Annotated in this window: 26 protein-coding genes and 1 tRNA gene; 13 read left to right on the top strand and 14 right to left on the bottom strand. The window is 69.8% G+C overall.

Annotation, left to right across the window (positions count from 1 at the left end; translation table 11 throughout):
- Positions 1 to 3 precede the first annotated feature (3 nt).
- Both ABE438_RS04350 and ABE438_RS04345 read right to left on the bottom strand, forming a co-directional pair.
- Positions 4 to 1188 (bottom strand): enolase C-terminal domain-like protein, encoded by a 1185-nt coding sequence (locus ABE438_RS04350; RefSeq protein ID WP_346501308.1) that lies wholly within the window; start codon positions 1186 to 1188, stop codon positions 4 to 6.
- Entirely contained in the window at positions 1185 to 2171 is a 987-nt protein-coding gene (locus ABE438_RS04345; protein WP_346501307.1) for a 2-hydroxyacid dehydrogenase, read from the bottom strand. Before ABE438_RS04345 ends, ABE438_RS04350 begins: the two co-directional genes overlap by 4 nt.
- A gap of 259 nt (positions 2172 to 2430) precedes the next feature.
- On the opposite strand from ABE438_RS04345, the gene ABE438_RS04340 reads away from it, so the two are divergent.
- Positions 2431 to 3141 (top strand): GntR family transcriptional regulator, encoded by a 711-nt coding sequence (locus ABE438_RS04340; RefSeq protein WP_346501306.1) that lies wholly within the window; start codon positions 2431 to 2433, stop codon positions 3139 to 3141.
- Positions 3142 to 3241: 100 nt separating this feature from the next.
- Here the strand turns inward: ABE438_RS04340 and ABE438_RS04335 are convergent, their stop codons facing one another.
- The gene (locus tag ABE438_RS04335) at positions 3242 to 3682 is read right to left on the bottom strand and encodes a carboxymuconolactone decarboxylase family protein (protein WP_346501305.1); all 441 of its coding nucleotides are present in this window, start codon (positions 3680 to 3682) and stop codon (positions 3242 to 3244) included.
- Positions 3683 to 3785: 103 nt separating this feature from the next.
- Between ABE438_RS04335 and ABE438_RS04330 the strand changes: the two genes are divergently transcribed.
- The 3 genes from ABE438_RS04330 to ABE438_RS04320 all read left to right on the top strand — a co-directional run bounded on the left by ABE438_RS04330 (position 3786) and on the right by ABE438_RS04320 (position 5487).
- Positions 3786 to 4280 (top strand): RrF2 family transcriptional regulator, encoded by a 495-nt coding sequence (locus tag ABE438_RS04330; protein ID WP_346501304.1) that lies wholly within the window; start codon positions 3786 to 3788, stop codon positions 4278 to 4280.
- 209 nt (positions 4281 to 4489) lie between these two features.
- A complete protein-coding gene (locus ABE438_RS04325) occupies positions 4490 to 5134 on the top strand; it encodes a TetR/AcrR family transcriptional regulator (protein ID WP_346501303.1) in 645 nt (214 codons plus the stop codon).
- Between the two features lie 110 nt (positions 5135 to 5244).
- Positions 5245 to 5487, top strand: coding sequence for a hypothetical protein (locus tag ABE438_RS04320; protein ID WP_346501302.1), 243 nt, complete (start codon positions 5245 to 5247; stop codon positions 5485 to 5487).
- Between the two features lie 92 nt (positions 5488 to 5579).
- Here ABE438_RS04320 and ABE438_RS04315 read toward each other — a convergent pair whose 3' ends face one another.
- The 6 genes from ABE438_RS04315 to ABE438_RS04290 all read right to left on the bottom strand — a co-directional run bounded on the left by ABE438_RS04315 (position 5580) and on the right by ABE438_RS04290 (position 11535).
- Positions 5580 to 6332, bottom strand: a complete 753-nt coding sequence (locus tag ABE438_RS04315) for an SDR family oxidoreductase (RefSeq protein ID WP_346501301.1) — start codon at positions 6330 to 6332, stop codon at positions 5580 to 5582.
- Positions 6333 to 6641: 309 nt separating this feature from the next.
- Positions 6642 to 6731, bottom strand: a tRNA-Ser gene (locus ABE438_RS04310).
- Between the two features lie 275 nt (positions 6732 to 7006).
- Positions 7007 to 7837, bottom strand: a complete 831-nt coding sequence (locus ABE438_RS04305) for an alpha/beta fold hydrolase (protein ID WP_346501300.1) — start codon at positions 7835 to 7837, stop codon at positions 7007 to 7009.
- Between the two features lie 280 nt (positions 7838 to 8117).
- The gene (locus ABE438_RS04300) at positions 8118 to 9386 is read right to left on the bottom strand and encodes a cyclopropane-fatty-acyl-phospholipid synthase family protein (protein ID WP_346501299.1); all 1269 of its coding nucleotides are present in this window, start codon (positions 9384 to 9386) and stop codon (positions 8118 to 8120) included.
- Positions 9383 to 10189, bottom strand: coding sequence for a DUF1365 domain-containing protein (locus tag ABE438_RS04295; RefSeq protein WP_346501298.1), 807 nt, complete (start codon positions 10187 to 10189; stop codon positions 9383 to 9385). Before ABE438_RS04295 ends, ABE438_RS04300 begins: the two co-directional genes overlap by 4 nt.
- Positions 10186 to 11535 carry an NAD(P)/FAD-dependent oxidoreductase gene (locus tag ABE438_RS04290; RefSeq protein ID WP_346501297.1) on the bottom strand — a complete coding sequence of 450 codons (1350 nt, stop codon included), beginning with the start codon at positions 11533 to 11535 and terminating at the stop codon, positions 10186 to 10188. The genes ABE438_RS04295 and ABE438_RS04290 overlap by 4 nt, the downstream gene beginning before the upstream one ends.
- A gap of 174 nt (positions 11536 to 11709) precedes the next feature.
- On the opposite strand from ABE438_RS04290, the gene ABE438_RS04285 reads away from it, so the two are divergent.
- The 6 genes from ABE438_RS04285 to ABE438_RS04260 all read left to right on the top strand — a co-directional run bounded on the left by ABE438_RS04285 (position 11710) and on the right by ABE438_RS04260 (position 15809).
- Positions 11710 to 12309: a hypothetical protein gene (locus tag ABE438_RS04285; RefSeq protein ID WP_346501296.1), complete on the top strand. Its 600-nt coding sequence runs from the start codon at positions 11710 to 11712 to the stop codon at positions 12307 to 12309.
- A 31-nt stretch (positions 12310 to 12340) separates the two neighbouring features.
- Positions 12341 to 12715, top strand: a complete 375-nt coding sequence (locus ABE438_RS04280) for a DUF2147 domain-containing protein (RefSeq protein WP_346501295.1) — start codon at positions 12341 to 12343, stop codon at positions 12713 to 12715.
- A gap of 109 nt (positions 12716 to 12824) precedes the next feature.
- Positions 12825 to 13367: a sigma-70 family RNA polymerase sigma factor gene (locus ABE438_RS04275; RefSeq protein WP_346501294.1), complete on the top strand. Its 543-nt coding sequence runs from the start codon at positions 12825 to 12827 to the stop codon at positions 13365 to 13367.
- A complete protein-coding gene (locus tag ABE438_RS04270; RefSeq protein WP_346501293.1) occupies positions 13364 to 13990 on the top strand; it encodes a ChrR family anti-sigma-E factor in 627 nt (208 codons plus the stop codon). Before ABE438_RS04275 ends, ABE438_RS04270 begins: the two co-directional genes overlap by 4 nt.
- Positions 13987 to 14790, top strand: a complete 804-nt coding sequence (locus ABE438_RS04265; protein WP_346501292.1) for a DUF1295 domain-containing protein — start codon at positions 13987 to 13989, stop codon at positions 14788 to 14790. Before ABE438_RS04270 ends, ABE438_RS04265 begins: the two co-directional genes overlap by 4 nt.
- Positions 14787 to 15809, top strand: a complete 1023-nt coding sequence (locus tag ABE438_RS04260; protein WP_346501291.1) for an SAM-dependent methyltransferase — start codon at positions 14787 to 14789, stop codon at positions 15807 to 15809. Before ABE438_RS04265 ends, ABE438_RS04260 begins: the two co-directional genes overlap by 4 nt.
- Before the next feature lie 48 nt (positions 15810 to 15857).
- Here the strand turns inward: ABE438_RS04260 and ABE438_RS04255 are convergent, their stop codons facing one another.
- The gene (locus tag ABE438_RS04255) at positions 15858 to 16271 is read right to left on the bottom strand and encodes a DUF2177 family protein (RefSeq protein WP_346501290.1); all 414 of its coding nucleotides are present in this window, start codon (positions 16269 to 16271) and stop codon (positions 15858 to 15860) included.
- A gap of 122 nt (positions 16272 to 16393) precedes the next feature.
- Positions 16394 to 16744: a hypothetical protein gene (locus ABE438_RS04250; protein WP_346501289.1), complete on the bottom strand. Its 351-nt coding sequence runs from the start codon at positions 16742 to 16744 to the stop codon at positions 16394 to 16396.
- A gap of 341 nt (positions 16745 to 17085) precedes the next feature.
- Between ABE438_RS04250 and cobA the strand changes: the two genes are divergently transcribed.
- Complete coding sequence (gene cobA / locus ABE438_RS04245) at positions 17086 to 18279, top strand: uroporphyrinogen-III C-methyltransferase (protein WP_346501288.1); 1194 nt, start codon at positions 17086 to 17088, stop codon at positions 18277 to 18279.
- A 94-nt stretch (positions 18280 to 18373) separates the two neighbouring features.
- A complete protein-coding gene (gene rimO, locus ABE438_RS04240) occupies positions 18374 to 19711 on the top strand; it encodes a 30S ribosomal protein S12 methylthiotransferase RimO (protein ID WP_346501287.1) in 1338 nt (445 codons plus the stop codon).
- A 9-nt stretch (positions 19712 to 19720) separates the two neighbouring features.
- Here the strand turns inward: rimO and ABE438_RS04235 are convergent, their stop codons facing one another.
- From ABE438_RS04235 to ABE438_RS04225, 3 genes are all read right to left on the bottom strand, one after another.
- Positions 19721 to 19933 (bottom strand): hypothetical protein, encoded by a 213-nt coding sequence (locus tag ABE438_RS04235; RefSeq protein WP_346501286.1) that lies wholly within the window; start codon positions 19931 to 19933, stop codon positions 19721 to 19723.
- A gap of 90 nt (positions 19934 to 20023) precedes the next feature.
- Positions 20024 to 21088, bottom strand: coding sequence for a hypothetical protein (locus tag ABE438_RS04230; protein WP_346501285.1), 1065 nt, complete (start codon positions 21086 to 21088; stop codon positions 20024 to 20026).
- Between the two features lie 94 nt (positions 21089 to 21182).
- Entirely contained in the window at positions 21183 to 22157 is a 975-nt protein-coding gene (locus ABE438_RS04225) for a quinone oxidoreductase family protein (RefSeq protein WP_346501284.1), read from the bottom strand.
- Positions 22158 to 22365: 208 nt separating this feature from the next.
- On the opposite strand from ABE438_RS04225, the gene ABE438_RS04220 reads away from it, so the two are divergent.
- Complete coding sequence (locus ABE438_RS04220; protein ID WP_346501283.1) at positions 22366 to 23547, top strand: UbiH/UbiF family hydroxylase; 1182 nt, start codon at positions 22366 to 22368, stop codon at positions 23545 to 23547.
- Positions 23548 to 23550: the final 3 nt, after the last annotated feature.

Here is a 23550-nt window from a genome sequence, read left to right as displayed (position 1 = left end):
CGCTCACCAGTCCACCACGGTGCCGTCGGGCAGCAGCGCGGTCTGCGTGTGGATGACTTCCTGCACGAAGGGGTGCTTGGCGGCCTCGCGCTCGTTGACCTCGACCCCGAGGCCGGGCGCATAGGGAACTTCCCAGGCGCTGCCGGTGCGCTTCATCGGCACGGTGACCACGTCGTCGTACCAGGGCACGGCGCCGCTCATTTCCTCCTGGATGACGAAGTTCGGCGTCGACACGTCGAAATGCAGCGCCGCGGCACCGGCGATCGGGCCGTTGGGATTGTGCGGGGCGACGCCCATGAAGGCCTGCTCGGCCGCGGCCGCGATGCGCTTGCCCTCGAGGATGCCGCCGGTGTGGTTGAGGTCCGGCTGGACGATATGGCAGGCCTTGGTCGCGAAGAGCGGCTCGAACTCCTTGAAGCCGACCAGGCGCTCGCCCGTCGCGATCGGGCAGCCGGCCCGCTCCGTCACCAGCCTGATCGCCTCGGCATCGCCGGGGATGACCGGCTCCTCGGCGAACATCGGGTTGTAGGGCGCCAACTCCTCGATGAACTGCAGCGCGGCGGCGATCGAGGCCGGGCGGCCGTGGAAGTCGATCATGATGTCGACGCCGTCGCCGACCGCGTCGCGCAGCACGCGCATCAGCCGGCCGACATGCTTGCGCGCCGGAATCCCCGCCGAATAATGCGAATACGGGATGAAGACGACCTTGAGCGCGTCATAGCCCTTCTCGACGACCTGCAGCGCCTTGTCGCGCAGCGCGCCCTCGTCGAAGGTCTCGTAGACCGACTTCATGTCGCCCAGGCCGAGATGGGTGTAGACGCGCACGCTGTCGCGGGTCTTGCCGCCGAGCAGGCGCCAGACCGGCAGGTTCAGGCTCTTGCCGAAAATGTCCCAGAGCGCGTGCTCGATGCCGCTGATCGCAGTCGCCCCGATGATGCCCAGCCGGTAATAGCTGTGCTTGTTGAGGATGCGGACGATCTGCTCGATGTCGCGCGGATCCTTGCCGATCAGCAGCGCCTTGAGATCCTCGACCGCGCCGGTGACCGCGCGGGTCTTCCAGTTCAGGCTGGCCTCGCCCCAGCCGTAGAGCCCGTCCTGGTCGGTGATGACCTTGACGAAGATCCAGTTGCGCATCTCGGCGTTGACGACCAGCGTCTGGACGTCGGTGATCCTGATCGGCTCGTTCACTTGGCTGCATTCCGGCTGACGGCCGACCGCTGGGGCCAGACCTGGTTGAGGAGGGCTTCGCCGGCCGCGAGCCGGCGGATGTTCTCGGCGATGACGCGGTAGCGCCGCCCCGGCAGCCCGGTGCTCCAGGCCGAGGAATGGGCGGTGGCGACCACATTGGGCAGGTCGAGGAAGGGGAAGCGCGACGGTGCCGGGTTGTCGCCGGCGTCGGCCGGGTAGCGGTACCAGACGTCGAGCACCGCCCCGCCGATGCGGTTCTCGGCCAGCGCCCGATAGAGCGCCTCCTCCTCGGCGATCTCGGCGCGGGAGATGTTGATCAGCACCGCGTCCGGGCGCATCGCCGCGAGCGCTGCGGCATCGATCATTCCGTGGGTAGAATCGGTGAGCGGCGCGGCGAGAACGACATAATCGCTCGCGGCGAGCAGCCGGTGGAGATCGGCGGGGGCGATCACCTCGTCGGCCAGCGCGGACGGCGCCGGCGCCTGGTCGAGCGCCAGGATCCTGACGCCGAAGGCGCGGGCCCGCTCGGCGATGGCACGGCCGATGCGGCCGAAGCCGACGATACCGACCGTCTTGCCGGAGAGCTCGCCATGCGGCTGGCGGGTACGGTGCGCCTCGCCCCAGCTCTCGGCGGTAAAGCTCATGCTGCGCGGCCGCAGCTCCCAGCCGAGCATGGCGTGGATCACATATTCCGCGATCGGCACCTCGTGCTCGAAGACGTTGCAGACCTGGCAGCCCTGCTGCAGCGACTCGAAGTCGATCCCGTCGAGCCCGGCGCCGGGCACATGCAGCAGCGCGAAGGGCGGCGCGCCGCCCGGCCGGCGGAAGCGCAGGGCGACGACCACGTCGTCGCTGGCGATTCCACCGTCGAAGGCGGCCGATTGCGCGGCCTCGCGCGGCAGGTCGACGATCTCGACCCCCGGCAGCAGCGGCGCCAGCACGGCACGCTGGCGCATGGCATCGCCGAGCAGGTGCACCTTCATCACAACCCTCCCCTCGGCCCGTCTGCCGGGCCTCATTCGCGCATTCCGGCCCCTGCCCTGCCGTCGCGGCGAAGCTTTCAGGCCGCCGCGGACGCCAGGTCGACCGGACCTCGCTTGAATTTCCGTGCCCGATGCTTCGTGCATCATGCACGATTTCGGATCTTGTTGACTGTCACTGTCAGAGGCGCGACAGGCTGTCAAGCCTCTGGCGCGACATGTCGTTTATCGGGTAAGATCGTGCACGATGTCGGAAAGGATCATGATGACAGGACGCACACCCCCGCGAACGCTGCAGAGAACCACGGTCGCGGAGCAGACCTATGAAGACATCAAGGAACGCATCATCGACCAGACGCTGCCACCCGGCGCGCGCCTGAACATCGACGCGCTGGCGCGCGAGCTCAGCGTCTCGTCGACTCCGGTCCGCGAGGCGCTGGCCCGGCTGGAGCGCGAGCAACTCGTGCTGCTGGAATTGTATTCGGGCTATTCGGTCGCGCCGCCGCCGCGGCCCGACTATCTCGAGGGGCTGCTCGATTTCCGCATCCTGTGGGAGGGCCATTGCGCCGCCGTCGGCGCACCGCTGCGCCAGCCCGAGACGCTGCGCACGCTGGAACAGTCGTTCAAGAAGATGCGCGGCACGCGCCGCCTCGGCACGCGCTATCGCGAATATCGCCGCTTCACCGACGAGGACGCGCTCTTCCATCAGGCGATCATCGACAGCGCCGCCAACCCGGCCATGTCGAAGATCTATGCCGGGCTGCACATCATCCTGCTGCAGTCGCGGCTCTACCTGACGCGCTCCTCGACCGGGGCGCCCTCGCCGGCCGTGCTCGCCGAGCACGAACGCATTCTCGAGGCTTTCGTCGCCGGCGATGGCGAGGCCGCCCGCGCCGCGGTGCAGGACCATCTGGAGGGCGGCCGAACCCGCCTGCGCGCCGCCGTGGCGGATGCCGGCGCCCAGCCGGGCTGAAGACGGCCGCGTCGGGGCACACTGCCCCGATGCCACTTGCCGGCGGCACACGCGCCGGCGGCTTCCGCGACGTTGTCAGGCGGCCGCGCAGCCTCCCCTGTCAGAGCGGGTGTATGCGCCGCGAACTCACGGCGATCCGGTTCCAGATGTTGATCGTGCCGATCGCGACCGTCAGCTGCGCGATCTCGCCATCCGAGAACACCGAGCGAACCTGTTCGAAGTCGGCATCCGGCGCGCCGGTCTGCGCGATCAGGGTGAGGCTCTCGGTCCAGGCAAGCGCGGCACGATCCCTGGCGTCGAAGAAGGGCGATTCCCGCCAGACGGCGACGAGATGCAGCATGTGGGAATCCAGCCCGTCAGCCAGCGCATCCCTCACATGGATGTCGACGCAATAGGCGCAGCCATTGATCTGCGAGGCACGTAGCTTGACGAGGTGCAGCAGCCTGCCGTCGAGCCCCGATGACTTCACCGCGCCATCCAGCCGGGCAACGGCCCGATAGAGCTCGGGCGCGAGCTGCGAAATATCCATTCTTGGCTGCATGGAGCGGCCTCCTCTGTGGGTAAGACAGGAATCGTAGATAGGTTATATCCATGATTTGACGGCACCGCCACGGGCCGGTTGGCAACGAAAAAGGAGAGACCGCGTGAGGCGATTGAGCGACGGCGTCGAGGCCGCACTGCATTGCGCCCTGGTGCTCGCCGGCCTGCCCGAGGGCAAGGTGCTGCCGGGAAAGAGCCTGGCGGAGCTGCACGGACTCTCGGAAACCTATCTGCTCAAGCATCTGCGCGCGCTGGCCGCGGCAGGCGTCGTCGAGGCCCTGCCCGGCCCTCGCGGCGGTTATCGGCTGGTGCGCGCCGCGACGGAGATCACCCTGCTCGACATCGTCGAAGCCATCGACGGCCGCGAGCCGGCCTTCACCTGCCGCGAGATCCGTCGCCGCGGCCCGGGCAAGGCCCAGGATCCGTGCGCCTACAAGACGGACTGCTTCATCAAGACGCGCATGCTTGCCGCCGAAGCAGTCTGGCGCGACGCGCTGCGCGCACAGACGCTCGCCGACCTGGTCGACGACGGCGCGCGGCTGATCGGCGAGCAGAACCGGCAGGCAGTGGCGGACTTCGTGGCCGAGGCGCAACGCTGAGGAGTGCGCCGCGGCGGCTACGCCGGTCAGCCAGGCAAATGGCGGAGCACGGCCGGTACCGTCGGCCGCACCAAGGCTCAAGGCAAGCGCAGCGGGGCGACTTGCTTGATGTCCGTTTCCGCTTGTACCGGAGAAGCTCGGGCAGGAACATCCTTGACGGAAAACCTGGACAATCGTACTGACTGACCGTCAGTCATACCGAGGTTCGCATGTCGACACGCCGTTCAGCCGGCCCGGACAAGGCCAGCGAGATCATCGCCAGCGCCGCGCGGCTCTTCCGCGACAAGGGGGTCAAGGCCGTCTCCGTGGACGAGATCGTCCAGGGCGCGGGTGTCGCCAAGGGCACGTTCTATCTTTACTTCAAGACCAAAGATGATCTCCTTGAAAAGCTGTCGAACGCACTGGTCGAGCAGATCGCGCTGGCGGCCGAGGCGGCGGGCGCTGTCGAGGCCGGTGCGATCGATCGCTTCGCCGCGGCGGTACTGGCGATGCAGGGCGCCGGCCGCAGCCAGCATCATCTCGTCGAGGCGCTGAACCATCCCGAGAACAGCGCCTTGCACGAGCTCGCCAATGTCGCGCTGGTGCGCCGCGTCGCCCCCGTGCTCGCCGCGATCGTCGAGCAGGGCCGGCGCGAGGGCGCCTTCGATGTCGAGGACGCCGAGGCGACAATCGAATTCCTGCTCGCCGGCCAAGCCGCGCTGCTCGGCGGCGGGCGCTTCGACTGGTCGCCCGACGACCATGTGCGGCGGCTGCAGGCCACGCTGATCGTCATCGAGCGCGCGCTAGGCGCACCTGCCGGCGCAATCGCCGCGCGCTTCGCGACCCTCGGGATGGCCCCCGCCGACGTCAGTTGAAACCGCGCCGCCACAGCGTTTCCGCTCCAGAACAGACCCGTGTTCCCGTCCGAGCGGCCCGTCGCGCTCGGTCGCCCCTCCCTTCACCCGCACTTTGGAAAGGCAGCCCCATGAGCACAGTTGTCATCGAGAAATATGTCGACGGCGTCCGCGTCGAGGAGTTCCAGGTTCCGACCGCACCCTTGCGGCTCCTCGCCCGGCTGCTCCCCGCCGGCGCGCGGCGCGGCCTGCTGCGCCACGGGCTCGACCTCGACACCCTGCTGGACGACTCCCGCCCCCATGAGGGCGCCCAGTGGATGGACGTCGAGGAAAAGCTGGTGGCCAAGCGCATCCGCATTTCGCGCCGGCCCTGACGCGGCCCGGCGAGCCATCGGGGCGCCATCCTCGCCCTTCAGGCGTCGTCGATGGCGCCACGATGGCATGAGGCCTTGCGCGCCGCAGCGCCCTACAGCTTCACGGCGGCGTTGCCGCCGTCTGCCCAGAGCGCCGAGCCGGTGACGAAGCTCGACATCTCGCTGGCCAGGAACAAGGCGGCCTGCGCGATCTCCATCGGTTCGGCGATCCGCTTCATCGCGTGCAGGCCGGCGGCCCAGTCGCGCTGCGCCTGGTCGCCCGCCATCTCGGTGGCCGTGCCGCCCGGCAGCAGGGCGTTCGCGCGGATGCCGCGCGCGCCGTAATCGGCGGCGATGCCGCGCACCAAGCCAATCAGCCCGGCCTTGGCCGCGGCATAGGCGCCCATCCCGGGCAGGCCGACGCTGTTGCCGACGAAACTGCCGGTGAAGACAAGCGCGCCGCCGCCCTGGCGCAGCATGGCCGGGATCTGCGCCCGCGCGCCGAGGAACCCGGCGGTGAGGTTGACGCCGAGCACCTCTGTCCAATCCGAAGGCGCCAGCGCCGCCAGCGGCGCGATCGGGCCGACGAGGCCTGCATTGTTGAAGGCGATGTGCAGGCCGCCGAACGCCGTCTCCGCAGCAGCGACCGCCTCCTCATGCGTGTGCTCCTGCGTGACGTCGCCGACCACCGCGACGGCGCGCCCCCCGTCCTGCCGGATCGCCTCGACCGTCGCCGCGAGCGGCCGCTCCCGCCGCGCGACCAGCACCAGAGCGGCCCCGTTGGCGGCAAACAGCGTCGCGGCCGCCTGCCCTATCCCCGAACTGGCCCCCGTGATGAGCGCCACCTTCCCTGCCAGCAATGTCATTCTCAGGCTCCATGATCGAAGCCACGGCGCTACCGGCCCGAGCCCGGCCGAACCACCCGTTTCCCGGAGCGGCGGGGCGCGCCTGGGTTGGTGACGCCGCTCGACACTACTCGTGCCGAGGAACGAAGAGCCTGAAGGCAGCGGGATGCGCAGGAGGCGATCGACGACTGCGCATCATGGCCAGGCGTCACAATGACGAGCTCAACCCGTGCCAACGGCATCATCGGTGCAACGCGGGGCGTCGCCGAGCAGCTCAGTTTCCGGGGATCGGCAACAATGCCGCGCTATAGCGTGCAATCGGCCGCGGGCTGGCGGAAGGGGTGGGATTCGAACCCACGGTGGGCTTGCACCCACGGCGGTTTTCAAGACCGCTGCCTTAAACCACTCGGCCACCCTTCCGTCCTGGCGATGTCCTTGCCGCCCTGCGGGGCGTTTTGCAAGAGGCGCGCTCGCCGCGGTGCCGGGATGGCTTGGCGAGCGCAAGACGCGTCGTGCCGCAGGCGCATCTGGGAAGGTTGATCAGGACGGGGGGCACCACCATCGCCGGCGCGCTCTCCGGTAGCGCCAGCCGTTCAACGCAGCCGCGAGCCGTGAGCCTTAAGCGGCCCTGCCCCGCTGGCGCCGCGGCGGGAGATCCCGCCGGGGCGTGCGGTGGCGCAGGGTTGGACGTGCGCTCAGGCCTTGATGAAGGCGAGCAGGTCGCGGTTGATGACGTCGGCGTTGAGCGTCGCCATGCCGTGCGAGAAGCCGGGATAGATCTTCAGCTCGGCCTTGCGCAGGATCTTGGCGGAGAGTTTGGCGCTGTTGTCGATCGGCACGATCTGGTCGTCGTCGCCATGCATCACCAGCGTCGGCACGTCGATCGCCTTCAGGTCTGCGGTGAAATCGGTCTCCGAAAAGGCCTTGATGCCGTCGTAATGCGCCTTGGCGCCGCCCGCCATGCCCTGCCGCCACCAATTGTCGACCAGCGCCGGCTTGGCTTCCGTGCCCTTGCGGTTGAAGCCGTAGAACGGCCCCGAGGCAACCTCGCGATAGAAGCTGGCACGGTCGGCCGCGAGGGCGTTGCGGAAGCCGTCGAACACCTCCATCGGCAGCCCGTTCGGATAGGCCTCGGTCTTGAGCATGATCGGCGGCACCGCGCCGATCAGCACCGCCTTGGCGACGCGGCCGGCGTCTGCGCGCGCCACATAGCGCGCAACCTCGCCGCCGCCGGCCGAGTGGCCGATATGCACGGCCTGCTTGAGATCGAGCGCCGCGACCACCGCGGCGGCATCAGCTGCGTAATGATCCATGTCGTGGCCGTCAGGCACCTGGGCCGAGCGGCCATGGCCGCGCCGGTCATGGGCGACGACGCGGAAGCCCTTGCCGACGAAGAACAGCAGCTGCGCGTCCCAGTCGTCCGAGCTGAGCGGCCAGCCATGGTGGAACATCAGGGCCCTGCCGTCCTGCGGCCCCCAGTCCTTGTAGAAGATCTCGACGCCGTCCTTGGTGGTGACATAGGCCATCAGATGTCTCCCAAATCGCGAAATGGCGGATGGTTGCTGCCGGCGGGTTCGCCTCGCTGTCAGCAACGCGGCCGCCCGACGCCGGTTCATCCGGGCGCGACAGTCGATCGGCGTCGTGAAGGCTGCGTGACGAACGGTCTTCGAGGCGAGCGTCGCGCCGCAGCACGAACCGCCCCGAGCGAGGCCGCCATGCCGGGAAGCGATGTCGTCGCGGCCGATGATGGCGCAGCCGGCACCGGCCCGCCAAGAGGGCGCGAAGCGGCGGGCAGAGGCAGGCCGATCACGAATGCGCGGGCGAGGAAGCGGGCTGGCGCCGGCTCTCGAGGGCGATCAGGTTGACGTCGATCGTGCCGGCGCGGAAGCCGGCCTCGCAATAGCAGAGATAGAACTCCCAGATCCGCCGGAACGGCTCGTCGAAGCCGAGCGGCGCGATCTCGCTCCAGCGCTCCTGGAAGCGATGCCGCCACTCCTTCAGCGTCAGGGCGTAGCTGCCGCCGAAATCGAGCCGGTCGACGGCAGCGAAGCCCGCTTCACCGGCGGCGTGCGCCAGCACAGGGACCGAGGGCAGGCAGCCGCCGGGAAAGATGTAGCGCTGGATGAAGTCGGTGCCGCGCCGATAGCTTTCGAACAGCGCGTCGTCGATGGTGATCGCCTGCAGCACCACCCGCCCCTGCGGCTTCAGGCAGCGGTCGAGCGTGGCGAAGTAGGCCGGCCAATAGGCGCTGCCGACCGCCTCGATCATCTCGATCGAGACGATGCGGTCGAACTGGCCGGACAGGTCGCGATAGTCCTGGAGCCGCAGCTCGACCCGGTCGGCCAGGCCTGCCGCAGCGACGCGCAGGCGCGCCGCCTCCAGCTGTGCCGGCGAGAGCGTGATCGCCGTGACGCGGCAGCCCTCCCGCGCCAGCCGCTCGGCCAGCGCGCCCCAGCCGCAGCCGATCTCCAGCACATGCTCGCCGCCAGACAGCTTCAGCATGGCGACGATACGATCGAGCCGCCGCTGCTGCGCCGCTTCCAGCGTGTCCTCCGGCCGAGCGTAGAGCGCCGAGGAGTACATCATGCTGCGGTCGAGCCACTGCGCGTAGAAGGCGTTGCCGAGGTCGTAATGGGCGGTGATGTTGCGCCGGCTGCCGCTGCGCGTATTGGCGTTGCGCAGATGGCGCAGGCGGTTGAGCAGCCGCGCCGGCCAGGTTCCGGAGGTCAGCTTGCGCAGGGTGGCGTCGTTGCGCGCGCCGAGCTCGATCAGCGCCGTCAGGTCGGGCGTCTGGAGATCGCCATCGCGATAGGCTTCCGCCAAGCCGATATCGCCGTCGAGCAGCAGGCGGCGCATGGCGCGCCAGTCCTTGAGGATCATCGTCGCCTGCGGCCCCGGCGCGCCCTGCGCGCTCGCTATCCGCTCGCCCTCGGGCGTGATCACGATCAGCTGGCCGATGGCGATGCGCGACAAAAGCCGGCGCAGGAACCAGCGCGACAGGCCGATGCCGCGCGGCAGGGCCAGGGCCTGCTCGGAGATGGCGATAGGGGAGTGGTCGATTTCGGGCCGGCTCATGGCTGCATCGGTCCTTTCGGGTGAGGCGTCATCACGGCAGTGCCGAGGCTGAACGGGCGCTCCGGCGGCGCGGGATGCGGCCGCCAGGCGATCCGCTTGGCGATCAGGCGCAGGGCGTGCCAGTGGATCGCCGCGGTGACCTTCAGGGTCAGCAGCGGATGCGTCGCCAGCAGTCGCAGCAGGGCGCCGTCGCCGAGTGCTGTGCGCCTGCCACCGAGCATCGCCGTGATCAGCCGCCCCTCGTCGTCATGGCCGTCGATCGCGATCGAGACGCGCTCGCCCGGCGGCACCACGGTGAAGGCGTAGCGCATCGCCAGCCCCATGAAGGGCGAGACGTGAAAAACCTTGTCGGCCTCCTGCCGGAGCACCCCGCCGCCCTCCTCGGCACGGGCGACATAGCTGTGGATCTCGCCGAAGGTGTTGTGCACCTCGTAGACCGTGGCCAGCAGGCTGCCGTCGCGGCGATGGCAGAAATAGGTGCTGAGCGGGTTGAAGGCGTAGCCGAGGATGCGCGGCATGGTCAGGAGCCGGATCGGCCCGCCATCGGGCGCGATGCCGGCAGCGCTCAGGAGAGCCTCGACCTGCGGCCGCAAGGGCTTGCCGCTGCGGTCGCCATAGTCGGCGTCGCGGAAGGCGTAGAGATTGAAGCGGTTGCGCGAGAACAGCCTGAGCCTGTCGGCCAGACTGTCGATCTCGTCGAGATCGAGCAGCATCCAGAAGACGCGATAGGCCAGCGCATGCGGCCGCGGCCGGAAGCGCCGGTGCCTCACCATGCCGACATAGAGGGCGGAATGCAGGCTCACGCCGCCCGCTCCAGCTCGGCCGCACCCGGCAGGCGGCCGGATTCGTCGCGCACCGTCCAGGGCCGGCGGACGCCGCCCAGGCGCTCGGCGACCGCGAGCCCGGCCTGCAAACCGTCCTCGTGGAAGCCCGAGCCGAAATAGGCCCCGCAGAACCAGCTGCGGCGCGCGCCCTGCAAGGCCCAGAGCCGCGACTGAGCCGCCAGCGCCGCAGCGTCGAACAGCGGATGCTCGTAGACCTCATCGTGCAGAATGGTCTCGGCGCGCAGCGTCTCCGGCGGGTTGAGCGTCACGAAGAACGGGCGATCCTCCGGCAGGCCCTGCAGCCGGTTCATCCAGTAGGTCACGGCGCAGGCCGCCTCCGGCCTGGCCCGGTCGCCGAGGTGGTTCCAGCTCGCCCAGGCGCGACGGCGCTTCGGCATCAGCGACGCATCGCCATGCAGCACGGCGCGGTTGCGGCTGTAGCGGAAGGCGCCGAGGCATTCGCGTTCCGCCGTGCCGGCATCCGCCAGCATGGCCAGCGTTTGGTCGGCATGGCAGGCGAAGACGACCTGGTCGAAGATCTCGCGCCAGCCCTCGCCGGTCAGCTCGACGTCGTTGGCACGGCGGCGCACCTGCCGCACCGGGGCCCCCACCCTCGCCTCGCCGGCGAAGGCGTCGCGAAGCTTGCCGACATAGCGCTCGCTGCCGCCGGCAACGGTACGCCAGACTGGCCGGTCGGTCAGCTTGAGCAGGCCGTGATTGTGGTGGAAGCGCAGGAAGGCCGCCGCAGGATAGGACAGGATTTCGGCGCAGGGCGCCGACCAGATCGCCGCAGCCATCGGCAGCAGGTGATCGTCGCGGAAGGCGTCGCCATAGCCGCCGGCCGCGAGATAGTCGCCGAGCGACACGCCCTCGGCGCCCCCCGACACGGCGTCGCGCGAGGCGTTGCGATAGAAGCGCGTGATGTCCTGCAGCATCGCCCAGAAGCGCGGGCGCACCAGATTGCCGCGCTGGGCGAACAGGCCGTCAAGGCTGGTGCCGCTGTATTCGAGCTGCCCGCCGTCGAGCGAGACCGCGAACGACATCTCGGTCGGCCGCGTCTCGACGCCGAGATGCGCCATCAGCGCGACGAAGTTCGGATAGGTCGCCGCATTGTAGACGATGAAGCCGGTGTCGACGGGCATGTCACCGGCGACGCGCACCGTGTTGGCATGGCCGCCGAGGCGCCGGTCGGCCTCGAACAGCACCACCTCATGCGCCTGCGACAGCAGCCACGCCGCCGACAGGCCGGAGATTCCGGCACCGATCACGGCGATCCTCGTCGCCCGTCCCTGCGCCTGCACCATCGCCGTCTCTCCGCTCGTCATGCTGGATATACGCAGCGGCTCCCGGGCTGGATCTGCGGGCGATCGCGAAAAATCACCTGGTGCCCTCCGCCGCGGCGGGCGGCGCCCGGCCTGCGAAATCCGGCAGCGCAGGTGAGCCGATGGCCGCGCTCCTGCGTAGAGGTGATTACGACGCGCCACCGCGAGGACTGGACGATGCCGACGAGCCTGCTCAAGCGCGCCACCGCAGCGGTCGCCGCCTATGCCGCGCATCCCGATCCGCGCGCGGCGCTGGCGAATACTGTCGCGCTGGTCATCGTCTCGAACCAGCCCTTCTACCCGCTCTATCTGTGGTGGGCGGTGTCGCCGGAGATCTCGCCGGCCTGGTTCACCTTCCTCTCGACGCCGTTCTTCGCCGCCGTGCCGGCCGCGATGCGCCGCAGCACCCTGCTCGGCCGTTCGCTGCTGCTGCTCGCCGGCATCGGCAACACGCTGCTGTGCCGAGCTACCTTTGGGCCGGGCTCTGGCGTCGAAATCTTCCTGCTGCCCTGCCTTGTGCTGGCGACGCTGCTCTTCCCCGGGCGCGAACGGATCGTCGCCCTCGCCTTCGCAGGCCTCGCCTTCGGCGCCTATCTGCTGCCAGCGGCGATGCTCGGCGCGCCGCTGCATCTCTATGCCCCCGACGAATATGCCGCGCTCCAGCGCCTGAACTTCCTCAGCGCCGCCTCCCTGGTCGCGCTGATTGGCTGGCTCGTCCCCGCGCCGGACGAAAGGACCGCGCGACGCGATGAAACCGATCGGCCCGGTCGCACGTAGACAGCTGCGTAGTTCCCGAAAGGAGATCGTGATGACACGCCTTTCAGTCGTCTCCGCCCTCGCGCTCGCCGTGGCGGCCGCCACCGGCGCCGCCGCAAACGAGATCGACGGCACCTGGCTGCGCGACGACGGCAATGCCCGTGTCCGCATCGCGCCCTGCGGCGACAAGATCTGCGCCACCAATCTCTGGATCGGCGACACCAGCAAGGGCGAAGCACCCGGCGACAGGCTGGTGATGACGCTGGAAAAGCAGCCGGACGGCAGCTTCTCCGGTACCGCCTACGATCCCAAGCGCGAGCGCAGCTACGCCATGACGATCACCGCGAAACCGGGCGCACTGGTGACGCGCGGCTGCATCCTCGGCCGGCTGATCTGCCGCGACGTGAACTGGACAGCGGCCCAGTGATCCGCATGCCCGGCCCTTGCGTATCTGCTTTATGGTTCCCTCACTCGCCCTGACTGTCGACGGCATGTGCAAGGCGGGGCCTGGCGCCCAAGGAGGTCGGTTCGTCGTCTTGTTCGACCCCAATTCACTGATTGCGGCGATCGCGCGCTCGGGCGACCGGGAGGCGTTCGCCGCCCTGTTCGCGCATTTCGCGCCGCGCGTGAAGGGCCTGCTGATGCGCGGCGGTGCCTCGGCCGAACTCGCCGAAGAGGTCGCGCAGGAAACCCTGTTCGCGGTCTGGCGCAAGGCCGCCCTGTTCGATCCGGCCAAGGCCAGCGCCTCGACCTGGATCGCCACCATCGCGCGCAATCTGCGCATCGACGTCGCCCGCCGCGAGACGCGCTCGCGACTGTCGCAAGTCTATGAGATCCTGGATGACGAAGCCCCTGAACAACCCGATGCGGCGCTCTCCGGCGCCGAGCGCGACGCGCGGGTGCGCGCCGCGATGACCCGGCTCTCGCCCGACCAATATCGCGTCGTCGAGCTCGCCTTCATCGAAGGCTGCAGCCATCAGGACATCGCCAACCGCCTCTCCATTCCGCTCGGCACCGTGAAGTCGCGCCTGCGGCTCGCGCTGACGCATCTGCGCGGCCGGCTGGAGGATCTGCGATGAGCATCATGCATCGTCCGTCCGACGAGACCCTGGCCGCCTTCGCCGCGGGCGGTCTCGACGAAGGCCTGTCGGTCGTCGTCGCCTGCCATGTCGCGGCGGATCGCGAGAGCCGCAGGCGCCTGCGCGACCTCGAATCGGTGCAGGGCGCGTTGCTCGACATGGCGGAGCCGGTCGAGATGGCGTCGGGCCCGCGCGTCTCAGGCCGGCATGCCCCGGCCGAAGCAGAGGCCTCCGCGCAGGCGGACCGGACGGACTCGGCCCTGCCGGAAGTTCTGCGCCCCTATGCCGTCGGGCCCTGGCGGCCGATCGGCCTGCATGTCGCGATGCGGCGCGTCGAGGTGCCCGGCGCCCAGGCGCGCGTCTTCATGCTGCGGGCCGGACCGGGCATCGCCCTACCGAGCCACAAGCACACCGGCTTCGAGTGGACCACCATTCTCGCAGGCGCCTATGAGCACGAATACGGCCGCTATGCCGCCGGCGACTTCGACGAGGCCGATGCCTCCCACGACCATACGCCGCGCGTCGATCCGGTCGAGGGCTGCACCTGCATCGTCGCCATGACCGGCAGCGTCCGGCTGCAGGGCTGGCTCGGCCGCCTGCTCCAGCCGCTGGTGCGGTTTTGACGGCCGCGTCCTTCGCAGCCGCCATCGCCGTGATGGCCGTCATGATGGCGGGCTTCATGGCACTGGCGACGCTGATCGAGCGCCGGACCGGCAATTCCGGCTGGATCGACGTGGTCTGGACCTTCGGGCTCGGCACCACCGGCGTGATCGGCGCCCTCTTGCCTTTCGGCGACGGGCCGCTATCGCGCCGCCTGTTGGTGGCCGGCCTCGCCTTGCTCTGGGCACTCCGGCTCGGCCTGCATATCGCGCAGCGCACCAAGGGGATCGCCGAGGATCCGCGCTATGCCAGGCTGAAGCGCGACTGGGGCGCCGACGCGCCGCGCCAGATGGCGCGGCTGCTGCAGATCCAGGCTCTGGTCAGCGTGCCGCTGGCGCTCGGCATCCTGCTCGCCGCCCATAATCCATCGCCGGTGCTGGGCTGGCGCGATCTCGCCGGCGTGCTGGTCTTCGCCATCGGCATAGCCGGAGGCACCGTGGCGGACAGGCAGATGCGTGCCTTCGCCCGATCCGGCAGCGGCGGCGTCTGTCGTCGCGGTCTGTGGGGCTGGTCGCGCCATCCCAACTACTTCTTCGAATGCGTGCTCTGGTGCGCCTATGCGGTGATCGCCCCGGCCGCCCTCTATGCCTGGGGCTGGCTCGCCCTGCTCGCGCCCGCCTGCATCACGCTGCTGCTCGTGCGCATTTCGGGCATACCGCCGCTCGAGCAGCACATGCTCGCCAAGCACGGCGCCGCCTATCGCGATTACCAGATGCGCACCAGCGCCCTGATCCCGCTGCCGCCGCAAGGAATGAAACGATGACCATCATGCAGAAGCTCTCCAATTGGGGCGAGGCGCTGCCGGTCCCCGACGCGATCAGCCGGATGGTGATCGCCTCGCTCGTCGGGCGGACCGACCGCGCCCTGGGCGCCGCCGCCGCCGACACCGCCGGCTTCGCGCGGGACATGGCCGCCTTCCCGATCGCGGTCCATGCCGACGCCGCCAATGCGCAGCATTACGAAGTGCCCGCAGCCTTCTTCGACGCGATCCTCGGCCCCCAGCGGAAATATTCCTGCTGCTACTATGACGGGCCGGGCGTGACGCTGGCGCAGGCCGAGGAAGCCGCGCTGGCGCTGACCGCCGAGCATGCCGGCCTCGCCGACGGGCAGGCCATCCTCGAGCTCGGCTGCGGCTGGGGCTCGCTCTCGCTCTGGATGGCGGCGCATTATCCTGCCGCCCGCATCGTCTCTGTCTCGAACTCCGCCTCGCAGCGCGCCTTCATCGAGGCGCAGGCCAGCCAGCGTGGCCTGTCCAATCTGCGCGTCGTCACCGCCGATATGAACGCTTTCGCGACCGATGAGCGCTTCGACCGCGTCGTCTCGGTGGAGATGTTCGAGCACATGGCGAACTGGCGGGCGCTGCTCGGCCGCATTCATGGCTGGCTGAAGCCGGACGGGCGGCTGTTCATCCACGTCTTCGCGCATGCGCAGGGCTGCTACCGGTTCGACGAGACCGACACCGGCGACTGGATTGCGCAGCACTTCTTCACCGGCGGGCTGATGCCGAGCGCGGCGCTGGCGCACCAGTTTCCCGATCTCTTCGCGGTCGAGGAGGAGTGGCGCTGGAGCGGAGCGCATTATCGTGCAACCGCCGAGGACTGGCTGGCGAACTTCGACCGCAACATCGCGACGATCGATCCGATCCTGCGCGAGGTCTATGGCGACCAGGCTGCGCTCTGGCGCCGGCGCTGGCGCCTGTTCTTCCTGGCGACCAGCGGTCTGTTCGGCCATGCCGGCGGCGAGGCCTGGGGCGTCAACCACTACAGGATGCGCCCGGCCTGAGCGGCCGGGCGCTTCGCAAAGCTGCCTTGGCAGACCGAGGGGCTGAGGTCAGACCCAGCCCCAATGCGTTGCGAGCCGCACCGCATGGTACGAGACCCAGGTGCAGAAGCCGACGACGATCGTGCCATAGGCGAGATCCGCCAGCGTGATCGTCAGCGTCCAGGGACGCAGCGTCGCATAATTGGTGAGATCATAGGTTCCATAGGCCAGCAGGCCGAGCAGCGCGCCATTGATCAGCGCGGTCTGGGCATTGCCGTCGCGCAGCGCTGGCATCAGCGCGAAATGGACCACGCCCGCGACGAAGCCGACATAGAACAGCGCGGCCGGCCAGATGCGGACCTGCTCGACGATCAGGTCGCCGAGCGCGGGGCGGTAGAGCTTGCCCGTCATCGTGCCGAGCCAGATGGCGTCGCATATGCCGAAGGCGATGAAGAAGGCGATGTAGCCGACGACGAAGCGCATGATGATCTCCCGAGGGGTTTCCGCTGGGAGATACGTGGCCGAAGCCGCTGTGGTTCAGTCGCGGCCGGGCGATCAACAGTCTCAGCCTGCGCCGTGTCGAAAGATGCGGCCTGAACCGGGCGTTACGCCGGCTCGTAGGCGGTCAGCAGCAGGCCCGTCCAGATCACCACCGCCCCGAGCCAGAGCACAGCGACATAGAGCCCCTTGCGCGCCATCGGCGACACCGCCCCTTCAAGGCGAAGGTCGAGCCGTCCGGCGGCCAGGAAGCTCAGCGACCACAGCATGCCGGCCCAGATCATCGCATTCCAGACCCAGTCGCCGCGCCAGTCGTTCAGATCGCCGTAGACGGGCGCGAGCAGCGGATAGCAGGCGTAGTAGAGCGCCGCTCCGAGCGCCCCCATGCTCAGGAGCCCGAGCACCAGCACCATGACAGCGGCGGCTACGGACCGCTTGATCGACGAGAGGAATCCCATTCCGGCGCGCTCGCCCTTTCGTCTCCGCAACCCACATGCCCTGCATAGCAGAGGCCGGCACGCGGGCACCATGCCGCTGCCGCCCGGACAGAGCGGCGGCCGGCCGGCGCGACCTCTCATCTCGATAAGCGCTTTTTTTCAGTAGCCTATCGGCAACACCGGACTCTCCGTCTTCAGGCCGGCCCGGCCCCCCCTCGCCGTTCTGGCGCGCGAGCAATGCCCGAAACGCCAGCCCCCGATCCTTCTCCGCCATCTCGACGCTTGCCCGCGAGGCGGGGTTCGTGCGACCTCAGGGCCGGCTCGCGACCGGTCCGTCACCTGCCGCGCACACGTGAAGCACCATGATCTCGCGCCCCTCTCACAACCCTGCGCCTATCGGCTACGCCGCTCCCTCCGGCCCGCTCTCGGCGCTGCTTGGCGGCCGCCGCGTGCTGCTGGCCGGAGACGGAGCGGCGCTGGCCGGTCTCGCGGACCTGCTCGCCGCTGGCGGTTGCGATCTCGTGGTCGTCTCGACCGAAAACGCTGCCTTCGCAGATGAACGAAATGCGCGCCTCGCCGTCCAGCGGCGGCGCTGGCAGGAGCGCGACTTCGCGGGCGCCGCGCTCGCCGTCGGTGCCTTTGCGGATGGCGCCGCGGCGGTCGCCTTCGCCGCCGCCGCGCGACGCCACGGCGTGCCCTCCAGCCTGCATGGCCGGCCGGAGCTCGGCGATCTCGTGCTGAATTCCGCCATGGTGCCGGCCGTCGATGCCGCGCTACCGGCCGCTGGCGACGCCGCGCCGGGCGGCAGTGTCACCCTCGTCGGCGCCGGCCCCGGCGATCCGGACCTTTTGACGCTCAAGGCGGTGCGGGCGCTCGCCACTGCCGACGTCATCCTGCACGACGATCTCGTCTCGCCGGGCGTCCTCGCCCTCGCCCGGCCGGAGGCGACGCTGCTGCCGGTCGGCAAGCAGGGCTACGGCCCCTCGGTCAAGCAGGGCGAGATCAACGCGCAGCTCGTCGCGCTCGCGGCCCAGGGCCGGCGCGTCGTGCGGCTCAAGGGCGGCGATCCCGGCATCTTCGGCCGGGCCGGCGAGGAGATCGAGGCCTGCCGCGACGCCGGCATCCCGGTCGCGATCGTGCCGGGGATCTCGGCCGCGCAAGGTGCCGCCGCAGCGCTCGGCCTGTCGCTGACCCATCGCGACCACGCCCGGCGCTTGCAATTCGTCACCGGCCACGGCCGCGACGGCGGCCTGCCGCGCGATATCGACTGGGCCGCTTTGGCCGACCCCGCCGCCACGACCGCGCTCTATATGGGCCGCAACACCCTGTCGGATTTCCGCGAGAAGGCCCTGCAAGCCGGACTCGCGCCGGAGACGCCGGCGGTCGCCGTCATCGCCGCCACGACCGCCGGCGAGATGCATCTCGTCACCACGATCGACGATCTTCCAACGCGCCTCGGCACGCTGCAGGGGTGCGGCCCGCTACTGGTGCTGATCGGCTGGGCGATGGGCTCCGCGACATCGGCGGCGCAGGGCGACAAAGCGGAAAACGGCTGATCCCGCCGTCTTTCAGTTGCAAATTGCTCGATTTCCAGCCAAAGGAACGCGCCGGCGGAGATCGCAGGATCGCGCCGCCTCCCTTTCGCACGACATGACGAGTCCCACGCCGATGAGCGCAGCCGCGCCGAAAATCTCCTTCGTCTCGCTGGGCTGCCCGAAGGCGCTCGTGGATTCGGAGCGCATCATCACCTCGCTGCGCTCGGAGGGCTACGAGCTCAGCCGTAGCCATTCCGGGGCCGATGTGGTGATCGTCAACACCTGCGGCTTCCTCGACAGCGCCAAGGCGGAATCGCTCGAGGCGATCGGCTCGGCCATGGCGGAGAACGGCAAGGTGATCGTCACCGGCTGCATGGGCGCGCAGCCCGAGCAGATCCGCGACGCCTTCCCCAACCTGCTCGCGATCACCGGCCCGCAGGCCTATGAGAGCGTGCTCTCCGCCGTGCACGAGGCGGTGCCGCCGAAGCACGATCCCTTCATCGACCTGGTGCCAGACCAGGGCGTGAAGCTGACCCCGCGCCACTATTCTTATCTCAAAATTTCAGAGGGTTGCAACAATCGCTGCAGCTTCTGCATCATCCCGAGCCTGCGGGGCGATCTCGTGTCGCGGCCGATCGGCGAGGTGCTTCGCGAAGCCGAGAAACTGGTCAAGGCCGGCGTCAAGGAGCTGCTGGTCATCTCGCAGGACACCAGCGCTTACGGGCTCGACCTGAAATACGCGCCCTCGCTCTGGCAGGACCGCGAGGTCCGCACGCGCTTCTTCGAGCTGGCGCGCGAGCTCGGGCAGATGGGCGTCTGGGTGCGGCTGCACTACATCTATCCCTATCCGCATGTCGACGAGGTCATCGGGCTGATGCAGGAGGGGCTCGTGCTGCCCTATCTCGACATCCCCTTCCAGCACGCCTCGCCCTCCGTCCTGAAGGCGATGCGCCGGCCGGCGCATCACGAGAAGACGCTCGAGCGCATCCGCCGTTGGCGCGAGACCTGCCCCGATCTGGCGATCCGCTCGACCTTCATCGTCGGCTTCCCGGGCGAGACGGAGGAGGATGTCGACTTCCTGCTCGACTGGCTGAAGGAGGCGAAGCTGGAGCGCGTCGGCTGCTTCAAATACGAGCCGGTGACGGGCGCCACCGCGAATGATCTCGGCCTGCCCGCCGTCGACGAGGCCGAGAAGGAGGCGCGCTGGCACCGGTTCATGAAGACGCAGGCCGAGATTTCGGCCCGCATCGTCAAGGGGCGCGTCGGCAAGCGCATACCGGTGATCATCGACGAGGCCGGCCCGACCGTCGCCAAGGGCCGCTCGAAATGGGATGCGCCCGAGATCGACGGCAATGTCTACGTCTCGAGCCGCCGGCCGCTGCGTCCGGGCGACATCGTCACCGTCCGTGTCGAACGCGCCGACGCCTACGACCTGCACGGCGTCGCGGTCTGAGCCGGCCGCTTAGGCCCGCGCCTCCCAGACCAGCCGCACCGGCTTGCGCGTTTCGGCGATCCGCCCGACGCGCACCCGGCTCGGCCGTTCGATCCGCGCCTGCCCCTCGTCGAGCTGCGCCGCGACGACGACGCTCGGCCGGCCGGTCAGCTGCCCGCCCACCGCGGCGGTGACGGTCACGAAGGAGAGGGCGAAGCCGAGCAGGCGGAGGCTGCGGGACATGGCGGAAGGTCCGGAAAGGGCGCTGTTCCGCTGGATTGCCGCCGGCAGACGCAATTTCGCGAAAGCCTGCCCCTGCGCCTTTGAAATAAATCAGCCATGGGCCTCGCGGCGCCGCCGCCCCACCCGGCCGAGCCACCAGCCGAAACGCTGCGCCGCCATGGCGAGCGCGATCGCATAGAGCACCAGCCAGAGCATCCAGCCGGCGGCGCTCAGGCTGAACGCACCCAGCACCAGGGCCGAGCGTCCGAGCAGCTTGAAGGTGGCGCGGGCCGTCGAAGGCTTGGCCGCCGCCAGGCGGGCGGCCTTGCGGATATCGCCGGCATCGTCGGCGACGGCGAGCACCTGGCGCAAACCGCGCTGGCCGGTGCGGGCATAGATCGCGCCTGCATCCTGCCCCAGCGCCGCAAAGCCGCGGACAGCGGCCGGACGAACGACGCCGCGCGCAGCGGTCTTGGCGGCGGCGAGGTCGAGCCTTGCGATCGCGCCCATGCCGGCCGCGAGAGCCGGCCGGTCGAGCGCACCCGCGGCGGCGCGGCCGAGATGGGCGGTGAGCTTCGGCGAGAGCAGCTTCGCCTTGCTGGCGGTCTTCAGGGCCGAGAGCCCACCGCGCGCCGGCAGGCCGCCGCCGAGGCTGATCCAGGTGGCTGCGGTAATGGCGAGGCCGACGGCTGAAAGCACCAGCACGGTCTCGTCGGCCTGTTCACCGCCCAGCAGCTTGCCGCCTTCCTGGGCGATGTCGCGCAGATCACCGAAGCCGGTGACGTCGCCGGCCAGCGCGCCGATGAAGCCGGCATCGCTCTCGCGCTCGCCGATCAGGAAGCCGCGGCCGAACTCGCCGGCGGAGCGCAGCACCCCGCCCTCGCGCAGCGCCGAGACCGCCGCCAGGCGCTCCTGCGACACGGCTATGCCGCGCTCGGCGGCAAGCGTCAGCAGGCTGTCGGCGAGATCGGGGTCCTGCGCCGTCACCGCCGCGTCGATCTCGGCGCCGAGCCGCTCCGGCGTGGCGACGGCGTCGAGCCGCAACTGCGACAGGCGCACGGGGTCGTCGGCGGCGAGGTGCAGGCGCCAGTCGGAGACGGCGCCCGGCAGCATGGGCGAGCCGGCGACGAGCCCTGCGATCACGGCCGATGCGACGATGAGCCTGACGGCCCGCAATCCGATCTCCACACATGCAAAACGGCCCGGCCGATCGGCCGGGCCTTGATGAATGCTTAGCGTCCAATTCGGGCGGAAACGCGCCCGCCTGCCGTCATGGCACCAGCACCGAGGAGCCGGTGGTGCCGCGGCTTTCGAGCGCACGATGGGCTTCGGCCGCGTCCTTCAGCGCGAAGCGCGCATTGACCGCGACCTTGACCTTGCCAGAGGTCACCGCCTCGAACAGGTTCTTCGCCATCTCCACCATGGTCTCGCGGCGCGCAGTATGCGTGTTCAGCGTCGGGCGCGTCACATAGAGCGAGCCCTTGGCGGCGAGGATGCCGAGATTGAAGGACTCCACCGCGCCCGAAGCGTTGCCGAAGCTCGCCAGCAGGCCGCAGGGCTTGAGCGAGTCGAGCGAGGCGACGAAGGTGTCCTTGCCGACGCCGTCATAGACCACGTCGCACATCTTGCCGGCGGTGATCTCGCGCACGCGGGTGGCGATGTCGGCGTCGCGATAGAGGATGACGTGGTCGGCGCCATGGGCGCGCGCCTCCTCGGCCTTCTCCTTGCTGCCGACGGTCGCGATGACGGTGGCGCCGAGCGCCTTGCCCCACTGCACCAGGATCGAGCCGGTGCCGCCGGCGCCGGCGTGGACGAGGATCACCGCGCCCGGCTTCACCGGATAGGTCCGGTGCAGCAGGTACTCGGCGGTCAGGCCCTTCAGCATCATGCTGGCGGCGGCCTCGTAGGAGACGCCGTCCGGCAGCGCCACCGCCGAGGCGGCCGGCACGATGCGCTGCTCGGCATAGGCGCCGAGCGTCGAGACGCAGGCGACGCGGTCGCCGGGCCGGAACTCGGAGACGTTGGCGCCGACAGCCACGACCTCGCCGGCCGATTCGTTGCCCGGCGTGAACGGCATCTGCGGCGCCGGGTAGAGCCCCGTGCGGAAATAGGTGTCGATGAAGTTCAGCCCGATCGCCCGGTTACGGATCAGGATTTCGCCCGGGCCGGGCGCCGGCAGGGTGACGTCCTCGAGCTTCAGCACCTCCGGACCGCCGGTCTCGTGCACGCGAATGGCCTTCACCATCGAATTCTCCCTCATGCCGGCAGGGCCCCCGCAGAGCCTCGGGAGCCGGCCGGATCGACATCGGCATGCATGCGTCGCGTCCCGGGCCAGTGCGCCCGACGGACCATGCTCGGCGCGAACCATAGGGACAGCGCCCCCGCCAGCGCAACGTGCGGGATGCGGCAAGCTGGCGCTCGCCAAGCCGGCGCGGCTGAGCTAGCGATTTGGCATGACGACGCCAGCGCACGCCGAGAACGACATCGCCATCGTGGGAGCAGGCGCGGTGGGACTCGCCGCGGCGATCGCCCTCGCCCAGGCCGGACGGCGCGTCACGCTGTTCGGCGCCACCGTCGCACCGAACGACGGCCGCACCATCGCGCTGCTCGACGGCTCATGGCGCCTGCTGGCCTCGCTCGGCCTCACCGAAGCACTCGACGCGGTCGCCTCTCCTCTCGCGGTGATGCGCATGGTGGACGATACCGGCAGCCTGTTCCGGCAGCCGCCGGTCGAGTTCAAGGCGGGCGAGCTCGGTCTGGCGGCGTTCGGCTGGAACGTCGAGAACACGGCACTCGTCGGCGTGCTCGCCGCCCGCGCAGAAGCCGAGCCGAACATCCGGATGATCGCGAGCCCCGTCACCGGGCTGGAGCCGACCCCGGAGGGCGTGCGGCTTTCCGGCGAAGGCTTCGCATCCTTCGTTGCCCGCCTCGTCGTCGCTGCCGACGGCCGCCGTTCCCGCGTGCGCGAGACGGCCGGCATCACGACGCGCGACTGGGCCTATCCGCAGGTCGCGCTCACCACCATCCTGTCGCATGCCCGCGACCATCGCGACGCCTCGACCGAATTCCACACCCGCTCCGGTCCCTGCACGCTGGTGCCGATGCGCGGTGGCCGCTCCTCGCTGGTCTGGCTGGTCGATCCGGCCGAGGCCGATCGCCTGTCCGCGCTCGACGACGACGCCTTCGCCCATGCGGTCGAGCGCCGGACGCATTCGATCCTCGGCGCGCTGCGCATCGCCGGCCCGCGCGGGCGCGTGCCGATGGGCGGGCTCTCGGTCGACCGTTTCGCGGCCGGGCGCATCGCGCTCGTCGGCGAATCCGCTCATGTCTTCCCGCCGATCGGCGCGCAGGGGCTCAATCTCGGCCTGCGGGACGTCGCCGCGCTGCGCGACGCCGTCGCGGGCTCGGCGGATCCAGGCGCGGCCGAGGCGATGGACCGCTATGACCGCTCGCGCCGCAACGATGTGCGCCTGCGCACCGGTGCCGTCGATGCGCTGAACCGCACACTGCTGACCGACCTGCTCCCGGCCGATTTCCTGCGCGGTGCCGGCCTGCTCGCACTGTCGCGGCTGGGCCCGCTGCGCCGGCTGGTGATGCGGCAGGGGCTGGCCGGCGGCATGGCCGCCGCGAGCTGAGCC

This window comes from Allobosea sp. TWI1241, from assembly GCF_039673065.1.
Taxonomy (GTDB): Bacteria; Pseudomonadota; Alphaproteobacteria; order Rhizobiales; family Beijerinckiaceae; genus Allobosea.
The sequence above is the reverse complement of the archived record's forward strand: the minus strand, read 5'-3'. Positions and strand labels throughout refer to the sequence as shown.

What these genes read in the sequence shown, in the direction of transcription:
- ABE438_RS04345 (WP_346501307.1), bottom strand. Translation starts at nt 2,171, where the DNA reads ATGAAGGTGCACCTGCTCGGCGATGCCATGCGCCAGCGTGCCGTGCTG.
- ABE438_RS04340 (WP_346501306.1), top strand. Translation starts at nt 2,431, where the DNA reads ATGATGACAGGACGCACACCCCCGCGAACGCTGCAGAGAACCACGGTC.
- ABE438_RS04335 (WP_346501305.1), bottom strand. Translation starts at nt 3,682, where the DNA reads ATGCAGCCAAGAATGGATATTTCGCAGCTCGCGCCCGAGCTCTATCGG.
- ABE438_RS04325 (WP_346501303.1), top strand. Translation starts at nt 4,490, where the DNA reads ATGTCGACACGCCGTTCAGCCGGCCCGGACAAGGCCAGCGAGATCATC.
- ABE438_RS04320 (WP_346501302.1), top strand. Translation starts at nt 5,245, where the DNA reads ATGAGCACAGTTGTCATCGAGAAATATGTCGACGGCGTCCGCGTCGAG.
- ABE438_RS04315 (WP_346501301.1), bottom strand. Translation starts at nt 6,332, where the DNA reads ATGACATTGCTGGCAGGGAAGGTGGCGCTCATCACGGGGGCCAGTTCG.
- ABE438_RS04305 (WP_346501300.1), bottom strand. Translation starts at nt 7,837, where the DNA reads ATGGCCTATGTCACCACCAAGGACGGCGTCGAGATCTTCTACAAGGAC.
- ABE438_RS04300 (WP_346501299.1), bottom strand. Translation starts at nt 9,386, where the DNA reads ATGAGCCGGCCCGAAATCGACCACTCCCCTATCGCCATCTCCGAGCAG.
- ABE438_RS04290 (WP_346501297.1), bottom strand. Translation starts at nt 11,535, where the DNA reads ATGACGAGCGGAGAGACGGCGATGGTGCAGGCGCAGGGACGGGCGACG.
- ABE438_RS04285 (WP_346501296.1), top strand. Translation starts at nt 11,710, where the DNA reads ATGCCGACGAGCCTGCTCAAGCGCGCCACCGCAGCGGTCGCCGCCTAT.
- ABE438_RS04280 (WP_346501295.1), top strand. Translation starts at nt 12,341, where the DNA reads ATGACACGCCTTTCAGTCGTCTCCGCCCTCGCGCTCGCCGTGGCGGCC.
- ABE438_RS04270 (WP_346501293.1), top strand. Translation starts at nt 13,364, where the DNA reads ATGAGCATCATGCATCGTCCGTCCGACGAGACCCTGGCCGCCTTCGCC.
- ABE438_RS04260 (WP_346501291.1), top strand. Translation starts at nt 14,787, where the DNA reads ATGACCATCATGCAGAAGCTCTCCAATTGGGGCGAGGCGCTGCCGGTC.
- ABE438_RS04255 (WP_346501290.1), bottom strand. Translation starts at nt 16,271, where the DNA reads ATGCGCTTCGTCGTCGGCTACATCGCCTTCTTCATCGCCTTCGGCATA.
- ABE438_RS04250 (WP_346501289.1), bottom strand. Translation starts at nt 16,744, where the DNA reads ATGGGATTCCTCTCGTCGATCAAGCGGTCCGTAGCCGCCGCTGTCATG.
- cobA (WP_346501288.1), top strand. Translation starts at nt 17,086, where the DNA reads ATGATCTCGCGCCCCTCTCACAACCCTGCGCCTATCGGCTACGCCGCT.
- rimO (WP_346501287.1), top strand. Translation starts at nt 18,374, where the DNA reads ATGACGAGTCCCACGCCGATGAGCGCAGCCGCGCCGAAAATCTCCTTC.
- ABE438_RS04235 (WP_346501286.1), bottom strand. Translation starts at nt 19,933, where the DNA reads ATGTCCCGCAGCCTCCGCCTGCTCGGCTTCGCCCTCTCCTTCGTGACC.
- ABE438_RS04225 (WP_346501284.1), bottom strand. Translation starts at nt 22,157, where the DNA reads ATGGTGAAGGCCATTCGCGTGCACGAGACCGGCGGTCCGGAGGTGCTG.
- ABE438_RS04220 (WP_346501283.1), top strand. Translation starts at nt 22,366, where the DNA reads ATGACGACGCCAGCGCACGCCGAGAACGACATCGCCATCGTGGGAGCA.